This window comes from Sedimentibacter sp., from assembly GCF_038562225.1.
GTDB lineage: Bacteria > Bacillota > Clostridia > Tissierellales > Sedimentibacteraceae > Sedimentibacter.
This window is the reverse complement of sequence record NZ_JBCFAS010000001.1, coordinates 1336962-1350887: the sequence shown is the minus strand read 5'-3', so window position 1 is coordinate 1350887 and position 13926 is coordinate 1336962. Positions and strand designations below refer to the sequence as shown.

13 protein-coding genes are annotated in these 13926 nt (G+C 34.0%); 10 read left to right on the top strand and 3 right to left on the bottom strand.

Translation table 11 applies throughout. The annotated features are described in order from the left end of the window. The first annotated feature begins 404 nt into the window (after nucleotides 1-404). Together AAGU76_RS06405 and AAGU76_RS06400 are read left to right on the top strand one after the other, a co-directional pair. Nucleotides 405-1796, top strand: a complete 1392-nt coding sequence (locus AAGU76_RS06405; RefSeq protein WP_342484616.1) for a L,D-transpeptidase family protein — start codon at nucleotides 405-407, stop codon at nucleotides 1794-1796. Between the two features lie 116 nt (nucleotides 1797-1912). After that, on the top strand, nucleotides 1913-2401 hold the full coding sequence (locus AAGU76_RS06400; protein WP_342484615.1) for a hypothetical protein: 489 nt from the start codon (nucleotides 1913-1915) through the stop codon (nucleotides 2399-2401). A gap of 126 nt (nucleotides 2402-2527) precedes the next feature. Here the strand turns inward: AAGU76_RS06400 and AAGU76_RS06395 are convergent, their stop codons facing one another. After that, nucleotides 2528-3058, bottom strand: a complete 531-nt coding sequence (locus tag AAGU76_RS06395; protein WP_342484614.1) for a TetR/AcrR family transcriptional regulator C-terminal domain-containing protein — start codon at nucleotides 3056-3058, stop codon at nucleotides 2528-2530. A 370-nt stretch (nucleotides 3059-3428) separates the two neighbouring features. Between AAGU76_RS06395 and AAGU76_RS06390 the strand changes: the two genes are divergently transcribed. From AAGU76_RS06390 to atpD, 6 genes are read left to right on the top strand one after another with little or no spacing between them, the layout of a single operon-like run. Beyond that, nucleotides 3429-4115, top strand: a complete 687-nt coding sequence (locus AAGU76_RS06390) for a F0F1 ATP synthase subunit A (protein WP_342484613.1) — start codon at nucleotides 3429-3431, stop codon at nucleotides 4113-4115. Between the two features lie 33 nt (nucleotides 4116-4148). Then, nucleotides 4149-4373 (top strand): ATP synthase F0 subunit C, encoded by a 225-nt coding sequence (gene atpE, locus AAGU76_RS06385; RefSeq protein ID WP_342484612.1) that lies wholly within the window; start codon nucleotides 4149-4151, stop codon nucleotides 4371-4373. 41 nt (nucleotides 4374-4414) lie between these two features. Continuing rightward, nucleotides 4415-4918, top strand: coding sequence for a F0F1 ATP synthase subunit B (atpF, locus tag AAGU76_RS06380; protein WP_342484611.1), 504 nt, complete (start codon nucleotides 4415-4417; stop codon nucleotides 4916-4918). Further along, entirely contained in the window at nucleotides 4896-6665 is a 1770-nt protein-coding gene (gene atpA, locus AAGU76_RS06375; RefSeq protein ID WP_342484610.1) for a F0F1 ATP synthase subunit alpha, read from the top strand. Before atpF ends, atpA begins: the two co-directional genes overlap by 23 nt. Nucleotides 6666-6668: 3 nt before the next feature. After that, nucleotides 6669-7550, top strand: a complete 882-nt coding sequence (gene atpG, locus AAGU76_RS06370) for an ATP synthase F1 subunit gamma (protein WP_342484609.1) — start codon at nucleotides 6669-6671, stop codon at nucleotides 7548-7550. 2 nt (nucleotides 7551-7552) lie between these two features. After that, a complete protein-coding gene (gene atpD, locus AAGU76_RS06365; RefSeq protein WP_342484608.1) occupies nucleotides 7553-8941 on the top strand; it encodes a F0F1 ATP synthase subunit beta in 1389 nt (462 codons plus the stop codon). Nucleotides 8942-9080: 139 nt separating this feature from the next. Here the strand turns inward: atpD and AAGU76_RS06360 are convergent, their stop codons facing one another. Together AAGU76_RS06360 and AAGU76_RS06355 are read right to left on the bottom strand one after the other, a co-directional pair. Then, the gene (locus AAGU76_RS06360) at nucleotides 9081-9626 is read right to left on the bottom strand and encodes a transposase (protein ID WP_342484607.1); all 546 of its coding nucleotides are present in this window, start codon (nucleotides 9624-9626) and stop codon (nucleotides 9081-9083) included. A gap of 86 nt (nucleotides 9627-9712) precedes the next feature. Continuing rightward, nucleotides 9713-10246 (bottom strand): IS110 family transposase, encoded by a 534-nt coding sequence (locus AAGU76_RS06355; RefSeq protein ID WP_342484606.1) that lies wholly within the window; start codon nucleotides 10244-10246, stop codon nucleotides 9713-9715. A gap of 289 nt (nucleotides 10247-10535) precedes the next feature. Between AAGU76_RS06355 and atpC the strand changes: the two genes are divergently transcribed. Further along, entirely contained in the window at nucleotides 10536-10952 is a 417-nt protein-coding gene (gene atpC / locus AAGU76_RS06350) for an ATP synthase F1 subunit epsilon (protein ID WP_342484605.1), read from the top strand. Between the two features lie 149 nt (nucleotides 10953-11101). Continuing rightward, nucleotides 11102-13603, top strand: a complete 2502-nt coding sequence (locus tag AAGU76_RS06345) for an ATP-dependent Clp protease ATP-binding subunit (protein WP_342484604.1) — start codon at nucleotides 11102-11104, stop codon at nucleotides 13601-13603. Nucleotides 13604-13926: the final 323 nt, after the last annotated feature.

Below are 13926 nucleotides of genomic sequence, written 5' to 3'. Positions count from 1 at the left end.
TTCAGCAAGTCTTGGGAATGTGACCAATTCTGTTCCAGCTTAAATAGTTCTACATCTGTAGGATCTGATGAATTACAAAATGTAAAAGATAAAGTGCAAGAAAGTGTTTATAACAACGGGATACTTTAATAATTACCATACCACCCTAATTTGAAAGGGATTCTAACCTATTATTATGAAGTTTGCGTTAGTCGGACTATTTCGGCAATGTACCTTTGTAGAAGTTCTCAAAATATTACGTGCATTTTGTCTTATATTTAAATCACCTATCTTGAAAAACTTTGCTTATAAATATTTCTGAGTTTAAAAACCTTCAAATTCATAAACAAGCTTAAAATAATTTCTAAACTTAGTTTTATAACATATTATTAATTAGTTAATATTCTTTTGAAAGGGCTAAATAAATGAATCGCAAATGCATAATAAATTTTTTGAAATCATTTATTGCAAAGAATTATTTCTTTATTTTACTTATTGTAATAGTATATTCATTATTCTCATTATTTTTTATAAATCATTTTCATTTTAATACTCAAATAAACGGAGTTGATGTATCGCTAAAATCGCATGATGAAATTAAGGATTTATTTGTAAATCACATTAATAATTATGAGTTGAAGCTCATAGAAAGAAATGGAATAATAGAAACAATTTCTGTAAAAAGTTTAGGCATAAATTATAATGACAAAAACAGTTTGTCAGATATTTATAAAATACAAAATTCTGCTATATGGGTAATTTCATTATTCAAAATACAAAAATATTATATTAACGATTTATATATATTCAGCCATGAAATATTTGAAAATAGTATAAATAGTTTAAACTGCTTAAATCATGATATCATTAGACCTAAAAATGCAAGTTTTTTGTATGTGAATGGTTCCTATAAAATCATTAAAGAAGTTTGGGGAAATAAAATAAACAAGGATCTTTTAAAAGAAAGGATAAAACATTCCATATTGTTAGGAGAACGAACACTATATTTAAACAAAAGTAATTGCTATGAAAATCCTAAATATACAATGATCTCAGACAAAACAATGGAAATTTATTATATGATTAACAAATATTTAAGCGCTAAAATCATTTATATATTTGGAAATAGAAAAGAAATATTGGATAAAAGTATAACTAATAAATGGGTTGTTATAAATGATGATTTAGAAGTTTATGTCAATAAAGCTAAAATATTGGATTATGTGAAAAATATAAGCAAAAAGTATGATACTATGGGTGCTGCAAGAAATTTTAACACATCTACAGAAAAAACCATAGAAGTAAAAGGCGGTTTGTATGGTTGGAAAATAGATGCATGGGCTGAATCCGAAGCTCTTATTAAAAATATAATAATGGGAGAAGTAATAGAAAAAGAACCTATCTACATTCAAAAGGCTCGCAGTAGGGAAGAAAATGATATTGGAGATACTTATGTAGAAATTAATATAACAAAACAGCATCTATGGTTTTATAAAAACGGAAAGCTATTAGTTCAAAGTAATATTGTAAGCGGCAACCCCAATAAGGGACATCAAACTGTTCTTGGTACTTATGCGCTTAATTATAAACAAAAAAATGCAATTCTTAAGGGGGAGGATTATGAAACCAATGTGAATTACTGGATGCCCTTTTATGGAAATATCGGCATACATGATGCAAAATGGAGATATGCTTTTGGAAAGGAAATCTATAAACATGCCGGCTCACATGGATGTGTTAATGTTCCGCTTAATGTAGCTCAAACAATTTTTGAAAATATTGAAGCGGGTATCCCAATTATTTGTTATGAGGAATGATTCGAAAAAGATTAAGGTATCTGATGTTCCATATTTATTCTAAGCTGATAAAAATCTGTTTAAGCGCATTATAAGTGGGTAAACATACCCTAGATACTAAATAAGGAGGATTTTAAATGAGCGTTAAGTGGAATGGTACTAAACTGTTGAAAACTATTGCGGGAAATGAAGCCGCAGCCGCTAAATTTTATAGAGATATTGCAGCGGAAGCAAGAATCGGAGAAAAATTTTTTGAGATACTGGCTACAGATGAAGAGCGGCATGAGAAAATTTATAATGCCTTGATGGACAAACATTCCAAGGATATTGAAGTGGAATTGGATGAAACAGATGCAGAATACATGGACTCGCTTATTGAAAATAATCTTGTGTTTGATGAAATGCTGATTGAAAACGCCAAGAAGCTTTTTTCAAAGGATCAAATCTTTGATCTGGCAGAAAAGGCTGAAAGGGATACCGTTATGTATGTTGTTGAACTTCAAAGACTATATCCTGACTTGGCAAGCGATGAAATGAATATCATACTGAAGGAAGAAAAATCACACTTAAAGATGGTTCTTGACAGAAAGAAAGAGAACAAGATGAATGTGAACCTGATGCTGTAAAATATAAAAGTACTGGGCATTTATTAATAGATATTTAAGAGAAAAAATCAATTGAACAGATTTTTTCTCTTTTTCACGTGTAAAATATTCACAAAGTTACATATATATGCAAATTAATGAATATTATTAATCAATATAAATAAGAATATCCTTTGGTAATGTTTGTTTAAGCAATGATACCAGTTTGGTTTTATCCATTTTCTTTCCGTTAATCAGCCATTCAATAACCATATCGGTGCCACCTCGAGATGCTATATCAATAGCAAAGTGCATTATTTCAGAATTAATATCAGCACCCTTAATGGCAAGATATCTCTCGTATGTCTTTTTAGTAACCGAAATGTCATAATTTCGAAGGCCGTTAATATCACTGCTTGCATAAGCGTTTTTCAATATACGATATTTATCCTCATAAATGTCAAGGTAATGCAATAATGCCTCCTCCCAACTCAAATCATCTGTAATACGCCCAAAACTTATTTCACAAATTTGGTCAAAGTACCAACCAACAAGATCATATTTATCCTTAAAATGGCGGTAAAAAGTCTTCCTTGAAAGAGATGTACCTGCTACTATTTCTCTGACCTGTATTTCATCAAGATTCTTTTTTATAAGCAGTTTCTCAAGTGATTCTGCCAATATCTTTTTAGTATTCATGTATTTCTCCTAAGCTTTTTAAGCATGCGAGTGAGTTTTCAGCATCTATAGTAATTATACTAAATTATAAACAGACGTAAATACTTAATAACTAATCAGAAGGAATTATTTTATTTTTTACGGTTAATTGTATTACAGTCGATGCGCCTTCTTATTACGAGATATTGTTAATACACTACTTGGGTTAGAAATCTAAAATTAAAAGAATTGTGCAAACTTTACTAACGCTTTTTTAAAAAGCATATTATTCTATTGTATAAGCATAAAGTTAAGATATTAGATTATTTGACGGTTGTTTTTTATATTATTGTCTTTTATAGAATTGAATTGTCTTGTCTTGTTCTAAAATTGTTAGAAGGGAGGTGAATTGATGAATCATTTGGCAGAAGAATTAATGCATGAACTTACTTGTGAGACCGTATTTGTCATTCCGGTTCTTGGAGGAATAGAAGTACTTGAATCAGTGGTAGTGACATGGGTAATAATGGCAATTCTACTGATTGCTTCGTTATTGCTAACAAAAAACTTAAAAGTGGACAACATAGGTAAAGGTCAGTTGTTATTGGAAGCAGCTGTAGGAGGTCTTCAAAATATGATTGAAGGTATCACTGGTGACCACGGCAAGAAATTTGTGCCATATTTGACAACTGTTCTTATTTTTTTAGGAATAGCTAACACAAGTGCTCTTTTTGGATTTAAACCGCCTACCAAAGACTTAAATGTGACTTTAGGACTGGCAATAATGAGCATAGTATTGACTGAGTGGGCCAAATTTCAAAAAAAAGGAGCCAGAAAATTTTTCAAAAGTTTTGCAGAACCTGTAGCTGTCGTAGCACCAATAAATGTTTTAGAAATTTTTATTCGACCATTGTCGCTTTGCATGAGGCTTTATGGGAATGTTCTTGGAGCTTTTGTGGTCATGGAATTAATAAAGCTCATAATTCCGGTTGGTGTACCTGTTCCGTTCAGTTTGTATTTTGATATTTTTGACGGGCTTATTCAGGCATATGTCTTTGTTTTCTTAACATCACTTTTTATTAAAGAAGCAATTGAATAATATTTTACTAAAAAAAGAAAGGGAGTATTTTTTATGACAACTTTATTAGCACTAGGTGCTGGAATAGCAGTACTTACAGGTATAGGAGCAGGTATCAGTATCGGTATGGCAACAGGCAAGGCTACAGAGGCAGTGGCTAGGCAGCCTGAAGCTGAAGGAGCAATCACTAAATTGTTACTGCTTGGATGTGCACTGGCAGAAGCGACCGCTATATATGGGTTCGTAGTAGCAATATTAATAATTTTGTTCCTAGCTTAAAAAGCATAAAGGTATTTTGTAAAAAAAGGGAGGCGAGGACGTTGCTCAAATTAAATATTAATCTCTTGTTCACAATAATAAATCTTCTTGTTCTATATTTATTGATGAAAAGATTTTTATTTATACCATTAAATAATGTAATGGAAAAAAGAAAGAATTTACTGGATCAAAAGTGTGCAGATGCTAATTTGATTAAGGATAATGCATTGAAATTAAAAAGTGAATATGAAGATGCTTTGAAATCTGCAAATGATATATCAAAACAAATTATTGAAGAAACAAAAGCAAAAGCTAGAATTGAATACGACAACATAGTAAAAAGTGCAAACGAGGAAGCCGGGAAAATAATAGCAAACGCGCATCAAAATATCGAATCTCTGCATAGTAAGGAACTTCTTAAGATGAAATCAGAAATTATTAATCTTGCTGTAGAAACTGCAGTTAAAATAATTGGCGCCAATGTAACACAAGAGAGCAATAAGATTCTATATGAAAGGTTCTTAAACGAAGCAGGTGAATTATATGATACAAAAGGCAGCAGATGAAAATAGGGAAAAACTGTCAGTGATTATTTCCTATGTAACTGCGCCTGATGATGCGCAGTATGAGAAAATTAAGAATTTTCTGGCGAAAAAATATGAAGTAAATATTACAGATATGAAAATTGATTTAATAGAAGAACCTAAACTCTTAGGTGGATTTATCATACGCGTCGGCAATCAGGAATACGATTACAGTATGCTCGGCCTGCTTAACCAAGTAAAGCAGGAAGTTCTATGCAGCAATATTAACTTTTCAAACTCTAAAGAAATAATATCTTTACTTAAAACGAAAATTGAAAATTTTGAGTTTGAAAAAACTGAAAAGGAAGTTGGATTTGTAAAACGTATTGGTGATGGTATAGTTTCTGTAGAAGGCATAGATCATGCAATGTTTGGCGAAATAGTAATTTTTGAATCCGGTGTTAAAGGAATGGTTCAGGATATCAGGATTGATGATATAGGATGTATTCTATTTGGAAGTGAAGCTGGTTTAAAGGAAGGTTCACGTGTAATCAGGACAGGCAAAATATCAGGCATTTTTGTAGGAGACAATTTGTTAGGAAGAGTAGTCGATGCCTTAGGCGACCCCATAGATGGGAAAGGAGAAATTCTGGCAGATGATTTTCGTCCTATCGAATATAAAGCACCAAGCATTATTGATAGGAAGTCAGTTAATACACCATTACAAACAGGAATTTTGGCAATTGATTCAATGTTCCCCATAGGCCGCGGGCAAAGGGAACTTATTATTGGTGACAGGCAGACAGGAAAAACAACCATTGCTACTGACACAATAATAAACCAAAAAGGGCAAAATGTAATTTGTATATATGTAGCTATAGGACAAAAAGCATCAACAGTTGCCAAAGTTGAAAACACCTTGAGGAAGTTTGGGGCCATGGATTATACAATTATCGTTTCAGCAACTGCAAGTGATCCGGCTTCACTGCAATACATTGCTCCATATTCTGGTACTTCGATGGCAGAATATTTCATGTATAAGGGAAAGGACGTATTGATAGTCTATGATGATTTATCTAAACACGCGGTAGCATACAGATCGCTGTCTCTTTTGCTTGAACGTTCTCCAGGCCGTGAGGCCTATCCGGGAGATGTTTTCTATTTGCATTCCAGACTTCTTGAAAGGTCCAGTAAACTTGTACCGGAATTAGGAGGCGGTTCTATAACTGCACTTCCAATAATTGAAACACAAGCAAATGATGTTTCAGCATATATACCTACTAATGTTATATCTATTACGGATGGCCAGATATATTTAGAGAGTGATTTGTTCTATGCGGGACAGCGTCCTGCTGTTAACGTTGGACTATCTGTGTCACGTGTAGGCGGTGCTGCACAGTCAAAAGCAATGAAAAAATCTTCAGGAAGCATTCGTATAGATCTTGCTCAATACCGTGAGATGGAAGTTTTCACTCAGTTCAGTTCAGATTTGGATGAAACTACACTTTCACAGTTAAATTACGGGAAAGGCCTAATGGAACTTTTAAAACAACCTTTATGCGAACCATTAAGTATGGCAAAACAGGTTATTTTACTTTGCGTTGCAACTAAAAGAGGAATGACAGGTATAGATATTAATAATTATAAGGAATATAAGAAAGGAATGTTGGAATATTTTGAACAGTACCATTTGGATATTATTCATGAACTGGAAAATTCAAAAGTACTGAGCAATGAACTTGAGATAAGAATATTAGAAGCAGCATCCGATTATAAAAGCAGGTGGTAGTATATGTCAAACGCGAGAGAGATCAAAAATAGAATAAGCAGCGTTAAGGATACCATGAAGATTACTAATGCAATGTTTATGATTTCTTCTTCAAAATTGAAAAAGGCGAAAAGTAACCTTAAAAATACTCAACCCTATTTCTATTCCTTACAAAAAGCCATTGTTCGCGTAATAAAAAGAATACCTGAAAATGTAAATCTTAGTTATTTTGATGATAAACCTGATAAAACAAACAGGAATATTGGTTATATTCTGATAACAGGAGATAAGGGTTTGGCCGGCGCTTATAACAATAATGTTATTAAAATTGCTGAAGATGAAATTAAAAAAGCTGGAAACCATGTTATGTTTGTAGCTGGTAATGTTGGCAGAAGCTATTTTGAGAACAAAGGAATTAATTATGACACTGAATTTAAATATACAGTTCAAAATCCTACACTTCACAGGGCAAGGGTTATTTCAGGAAAGATTGTTCAAATGTTCAATGAAAAGGAACTGGATGATGTCTATATCATATATACAAGAATGATTAATTCAATGGAAAGCAAAGCTGAAATACAGAAGATTTTACCTTTAAAAAAAGCTGATTTCACCGACGAAAGCAGTTCAGTCGATCTTGTAGATGAAACGAATTATCTACCTACACCACATGATGTATTAAACAATTTGATACCAAATTTCGTAACTGGTTTCATTTATGGTGCTTTAATTGAAGCTTATTCATGTGAACAGAACGCCAGAATGATGGCGATGGAATCAGCTACTAATAATGCAAAAGATATGTTAAAAGAATTATCAATTATTTATAATAGAGCTAGGCAAGCCGCCATTACTCAAGAGGTAACAGAAGTAATCAGCGGTGCTAAAGCTCAGAAAAGGAAGTAGCTATGAGTAAAGGAAAAATTGTTCAAATTTTAGGTCCTGTTGTAGATGTTGAATTTGATGGAAGTAATCTGCCCTCTATAAAGGAAGCACTAGAAGTAATTTATAACGGTGAAATACGCGTTATGGAAGTAGCACAGCATGTTGGTAATAATGTTGTTCGATGCATCATGCTTTCCTCCAGTGATGGCCTTTTTAGGAACATGGAAGTAATTGCAACAGGCGATGGAATCAAGGTACCTGTAGGAAAGAAAACACTTGGACGATTATTTAATGTAGTAGGAAATACAATAGATAAAGAGGAACCCTTGAAAAATGCGGAGAAATGGGTTATTCATCGAGAACCTCCTAAATTTGAGGAACAGAACCCGGTTGTAGAAATTCTGGAAACAGGAATTAAGGTAATAGATCTTCTTGCACCTTACGCAAAAGGTGGTAAGATTGGACTGTTTGGTGGAGCAGGAGTTGGCAAAACAGTTTTAATTCAGGAGTTAATACGAAATATTGCAACAGAACATGGGGGTTACTCTATTTTTACAGGAGTGGGAGAACGTTCAAGAGAAGGTAACGATTTGTGGATAGAAATGAAAGAATCTGGTGTATTGGACAAAACAGCACTTGTATTTGGTCAAATGAATGAACCACCGGGAGCACGCATGAGGGTCGCAGAATCTGGTCTCACTATGGCTGAATATTTCAGGGATGTCGAACATCAAAATGTATTATTGTTTATTGACAATATATTCAGATTCGTACAAGCAGGATCCGAGGTTTCAGCACTTCTTGGACGTATGCCTTCAGCAGTAGGGTATCAGCCTACGCTGGCAACAGAAATGGGTGAACTCCAGGAAAGAATAGCATCAACTAAAAATGGTTCTGTTACATCTGTACAGGCAGTTTATGTACCGGCAGACGATTTGACTGACCCAGCCCCTGCTACTACATTTGCTCATTTGGACGCTACAACTGTACTGTCCAGAAAAATCGTTGAACAGGGTATTTATCCGGCAGTTGATCCGCTTGAATCATCCTCAAGAATATTGGAAATTGAGGTTGTTGGAAAGGAGCATTATTATACAGCAATAAAAGTTCAGCAGATATTGCAAAAGTACAAGGAATTGCAGGATATCATTGCCATACTCGGTATGGAAGAACTTTCTGACGATGATAAGCTTACGGTGTTAAGAGCGAGAAAAATTCAGAGATTTCTGTCTCAGCCATTCCATGTGGCAGAAGTGTTTACAGGTATCCCCGGGCAATATGTGCCGCTGTCAGAAACTATTCGGGGTTTCAAATCAATAATAGACGGCGAAATGGATGATTACCCAGAATGGTCTTTTTTCAATGTGGGTACCATAGATGAAGTAATCCAAAAATCGAAAAAGGGTCAGTAGACAATGAGGTGACTAACTATTAGATGTCAATACTTTTTTGAAAAATATTTTTTTCAAAAAATGGGTAACTTTAATAAAACCTTTAAAAAGATTTTTTAAAAGCTAATAATCAGAGATAATGCTGGTTGCCACTACTCAATCAGCGAAGCTTAGCTGGGTCGAAATCTATGCCATTTTTTTCAAGTGTAAAAATGACGCGGATTAATTTTTTGACAAGGTGAGAGCAAGCCACACGATGTGTTTTACCTTCTGCTCTTTTCTTTGCATAGTATTCAGCTAATACCATGTTGTATTGTATTAAAGGAATGCATAAATTCATCAATGTATAACGAAGATGAGAAGAACCTCGTTTTACCATATGACCACCGTATTCAGATATTCCAGATTGATAATAGCCAGGTTCAAGTCCTGCAAAGGAGAGCATCTGAGAAGGAGTATTGAATTTAGACAAATCTCCATATTCAGCATAAATGACTGCTGCTGACAATGAACCAATACCAGGAATAGTTAAAGACTTTGGATTGATTTCTTCAATTAAAGAGAGGATTTGTCCCTCTAAGGAATCTACTTCCTGAGCAGCTTGTTTATATAAAGCCATAAGGCTGTTTAACTGAGAAACAAAAATTTCATTGCTTTCACCAACTGAATTTCTTGCCAGTTCTTTTAACTTAAGAAATTTTTGCATAGAGAATTTGCCTCTAGAAATGCGGCGAAGGTTGTCGTACGACTGAGAGTTCATATGAGCCATTTTTTCAGCCGTGCCATATGTTTCTAAAAGATAGAGGGCAGTTTTACTGAACGATTATCAAAAAGTGGCTTAAATTCAGGAAATATATGATCCAAGACATTTGTTATTTTCACAATATAAAAACTACGTTGTTTAACAAGAGAATCACGAAGACGTGTTAATGACTTTAATGAGTAAGTATGATAAAATCCTATTGGATGGGGTTTGTATTCAACCGTCATTAGCCATCGAGCAATAGAAGCACAATCAATTGCATCGGTTTTGGTACGCCTTAAAGACTGAGACTTGTTAAACTTAGCAAGAAGAACAGGGTTAAATTCCATGAAGCTGTAGTGGGCTTTTTCAAGGAATAACTTCAGGTTTAAAGCATAATGACCAGTAGATTCAAACCCTATTTTAATTTGTTCTTGATTATCAAGAGAATTGAGAACCGATAGAAGTTCTTCAAAACCATCACTATTGTTTTTGATGGTAAAAGAGTTACAAACATCGCTTGATTCAGTAATAATGAAACAGTCGTGTTTGTACTTGGAAATGTCGATGCCGACAAAGCACATTATAGATACCTCCTAAAATAATATTTTGCACTGTTGTTTTCCACAAGGATTCCGGCTGTGTTTTCACGTAAATATAAACGTCTATGCGTTAACTAACTAATTACCAGTTAAGACGAAAAGTAGTGGTCTGAGTCACCTCGAAACAGTCAAAGCTGTAGAAAAATAGAAACAAATCCACAGTGCTTATTCATTATAACGGAGTAATAAAGATTACCCCAACAAAAATGTTGGAAGAAAGGAGAATAATCCAACCACCTCATAAAGAGGATAATTGGATTATACGTGAAAAATGGGTACCTTTGAGTTGAAAATAATTGCCATTAATAAGATATTTTACGAAGGTCAATCAAAGCAGCTAATATTGCCGTCAACAGATGGGTCAATGGGAATTCTGGCTCATCATGAGAACGCTGTTATAGCTGTAAGTGTTGGTGAATTACGTATTGAAACCTCCGAAGGAAAATGGATTGTTGCTGTTACAGGTGCCGGCCATGTTCAGATTGATGAAAATAAAGTAGTTATGATTGTGGACACTGTAGAACTACCTGGGGAAATTGATGAACAAAGGGCGTTGGAAGCGAAGGAACGTGCAGAAGAACAACTTAGGCAGAAGCAGAGTACTTATGAGTATTATATGTCAAAAGCAAATTTAGCCAGAGCAATGGAACGTTTAAAAATAAAGAAGAAATATGATTCAGGATTATAGCACTTAGCACCCTAATAGGGTGCTTTTCTGCCATTCTAAGAATGTGCTGGGTTAACTGCAACTAAGAATAATAATGCTCATAATGGAAACAATTAGATAGTGAGGAAAAATTATTGCGCTAACTTTCATAATTATAAGGAGGATTGTTATTGAAACCATATTTTACTGATTCAGCAAGCAGTGTTCTTGCCATAGCATCAGAATCTGCCGGAAAATTTGGGCAAATCAACATTGGCGCGGAACATATTCTTCTTGGGCTGATCCAGGAAAAGACAGGATTTGTTTCAAGAATTCTAAATGAAAATGGAGTAGATGATGAAATAATATCTGAAATGATCAAAAAATGGATTCCTGCAAGCGAAACGGTAGCTTTTCAGGTTGTTCATGATTATTCACCATCCGTTATGAAAATAATAGAGAGCAGTCACAGGCAGGCAGACTGGTTCCATGCTGAAGCTACAAGTTCAGAACATATATTTTTAGCAATTTTGCAGGATAAAGACAATATGGCGGTAAAATTGATGAGAGTATTGGGAGTAGAAGCTCATAAATTATATATAGACATGATTTTAGCCATGAAAGAGAGCAAATCAGGTTATAGAGTTAAAGAATCCTGTGATGAAAATGTTGCATGTATAAAAACAGAAACACTGGATAAGTACAGCAGAGACCTTACAGCATTAGCAAGAGCCGGAAAACTGGATCCTTTAATTGGAAGAGAAAAAGAAATCCGTAGAATGATACAAATACTAAGCAGAAGAAATAAAAACAATACATGTCTTATAGGTGAACCAGGTGTTGGAAAAACTGCCATTGCTGAAGGCTTAGCCATGCGTATTGCTCAAAGTAAGGCGCCGGATTCTATGCTTAATAAAAGAGTGGTTGCTTTGGACTTGGGAGGCATAGTAGCTGGAAGTAAGTTTAGAGGTGAATTTGAAGAGAGATTTAAAAAAATTATCTGTGAAGTAATAGATGCAGGTAATATTTTGATGTTTTTAGATGAAATTCATACAATTGTCGGAGCGGGTGGTGCAGAAGGAGCAATTGATGCTTCTAATATACTGAAACCATATTTAGCGCGAGGAGAAATACAATTAATCGGTGCAACAACTGTGGAAGAATATAGAAAATATATAGAAAAGGAAGCTGCTTTAGAAAGAAGATTTCAACCAATAGTAGTTGAAGAACCTACCGTTGAAGAATCTATAGAGATACTCAACGGATTAATTCAGAAATATGAGCAGTATCATAACGTATATATTTTGTCGGAAGCTGTTGAAGCAGCAGTGGTGTTATCTAACCGGTATATAAATAACAGAAGATTGCCTGATAAGGCTCTGGATTTGATTGATGAGGCTTGTGCAGCTATAAAATTAGTAAATTTTGATGTGTCTCAAAAACTCAAGGATATGGGAAATAAAATTGATCAGATGGAGTTAGAGATTAATAATCTAATTGCAAATGGAGATGTAGAAAGGGCTGAAAAAGTAAGTGAAGAAAATAAAGAGTTGCAGCATAATTACTATAAAACTATGGATTACAGCAAAAATAACAAAGATGAAAGGGTAATGACAATTGGTAAAACAGAAATAGCAGACGTAGTATCTGACTGGACAAATATTCCTGTAAAAAATCTAACAGAAAAAGAAAGCGAGAAACTTCTTAAGCTGGAATTATTGATGCATAAGCGTATTATAGGACAAAACTCAGCAGTAACGGCAGTGGCGAGGGCTATGAGACGCGGCAGAATAGGAATACAAAATCCAAACAGACCGATAGGGTCATTTTTGTTTCTAGGTCCGACTGGTGTTGGAAAAACAGAGTTAAGCAAAGTGCTGTCGAACATCATGTTTGAAAAAGAACAGTCTTTTATACGAATCGACATGTCTGAATACATGGAGGCTCATTCTGTATCGAAAATAATTGGTTCTCCTCCAGGGTATGTAGGTTTTGAAGATGGCGGGCAATTGAGCGAATTAGTTAGACGCAACCCATATTCATTAGTATTATTTGATGAGATAGAAAAGGCGCACCCTGATGTGTTAAATATTTTTCTTCAGATATTAGATGACGGCCAGTTAACAGATGCAAAAGGAAGAAAAATCAATTTTAAGAATACCATTATCATTATGACGTCTAATATAGGAGCACATAGAATTATTGAACCTAGAGTTATAGGCTTCACAAGTGCTGACAGTGCTCAAGAAAGTTATGATAAAATGAAATCAGATGTTATGGTTGAAGTCAAACGTACTTTTAAACCTGAATTCATTAACAGAATCGATGACGTTATAGTGTTTAGCAATTTAAATAATGATGACATGTGTCAGATAATGACATTGCTTGTGGATGAACTTGCCGACCGCTGTGAAAAATTGTTTGGAATTAAGCTTATAATTGAATATGCAGTAAAGCAGTATATTGTTGAAAAGCATAAAGATTCAACAATGGGTGCCAGACCATTAAAACGTGCAGTTCAGTTGGAAATAGAAGACGCTTTGACTAGTGAACTTTTGAGTAAGTACGTTGCACCTGGAAGCAGCATTTTAGTTAAGCTTATTGATGAAAAGATAGTTTTTACTGTAATAGAAAACATAAGTCGTAATAGTTCAGAATGCCATGAAAGATTATATGATAAAATTAAAAGTTAATATGGTATCGATAGCTTTGTTATGGAATTTCTGCATTTCCTTATATATGAGAAATATAAGTCGTTAAAGAAATACGAAAATGTGTTTAGCAGCATTGCTAAACATTATTTTTTTGTGCAGGAAATCTTTGTGATATCTAGATTGTTCTAATCTTTATCAGCATAAAAATCGCTGTCTAAATTTGTGCAAAAGAAGTAAGGTAAGTTGAAAATGTGTTGAAAAACTAATGAATTTCTAAAGTCTTTAATGTAAGAAAATTTTAAAAACTGTGCACTTTTCACTAACCACAATTTTTTGCAAGCAGTATAATGAGTTAAATTTAA

Excerpts from the sequence above, each read along its gene's own strand:
- atpE (WP_342484612.1), top strand. The coding sequence starts at position 4,149 with ATGACAACTTTATTAGCACTAGGTGCTGGAATAGCAGTACTTACAGGT.
- atpA (WP_342484610.1), top strand. The coding sequence starts at position 4,896 with ATGATACAAAAGGCAGCAGATGAAAATAGGGAAAAACTGTCAGTGATT.
- AAGU76_RS06400 (WP_342484615.1), top strand. The coding sequence starts at position 1,913 with ATGAGCGTTAAGTGGAATGGTACTAAACTGTTGAAAACTATTGCGGGA.
- atpC (WP_342484605.1), top strand. The coding sequence starts at position 10,536 with ATGGGTACCTTTGAGTTGAAAATAATTGCCATTAATAAGATATTTTAC.
- atpG (WP_342484609.1), top strand. The coding sequence starts at position 6,669 with ATGTCAAACGCGAGAGAGATCAAAAATAGAATAAGCAGCGTTAAGGAT.
- AAGU76_RS06395 (WP_342484614.1), bottom strand. The coding sequence starts at position 3,058 with ATGAATACTAAAAAGATATTGGCAGAATCACTTGAGAAACTGCTTATA.
- AAGU76_RS06355 (WP_342484606.1), bottom strand. The coding sequence starts at position 10,246 with ATGTGCTTTGTCGGCATCGACATTTCCAAGTACAAACACGACTGTTTC.
- AAGU76_RS06405 (WP_342484616.1), top strand. The coding sequence starts at position 405 with ATGAATCGCAAATGCATAATAAATTTTTTGAAATCATTTATTGCAAAG.
- AAGU76_RS06390 (WP_342484613.1), top strand. The coding sequence starts at position 3,429 with ATGAATCATTTGGCAGAAGAATTAATGCATGAACTTACTTGTGAGACC.
- atpD (WP_342484608.1), top strand. The coding sequence starts at position 7,553 with ATGAGTAAAGGAAAAATTGTTCAAATTTTAGGTCCTGTTGTAGATGTT.
- AAGU76_RS06360 (WP_342484607.1), bottom strand. The coding sequence starts at position 9,626 with ATGCAAAAATTTCTTAAGTTAAAAGAACTGGCAAGAAATTCAGTTGGT.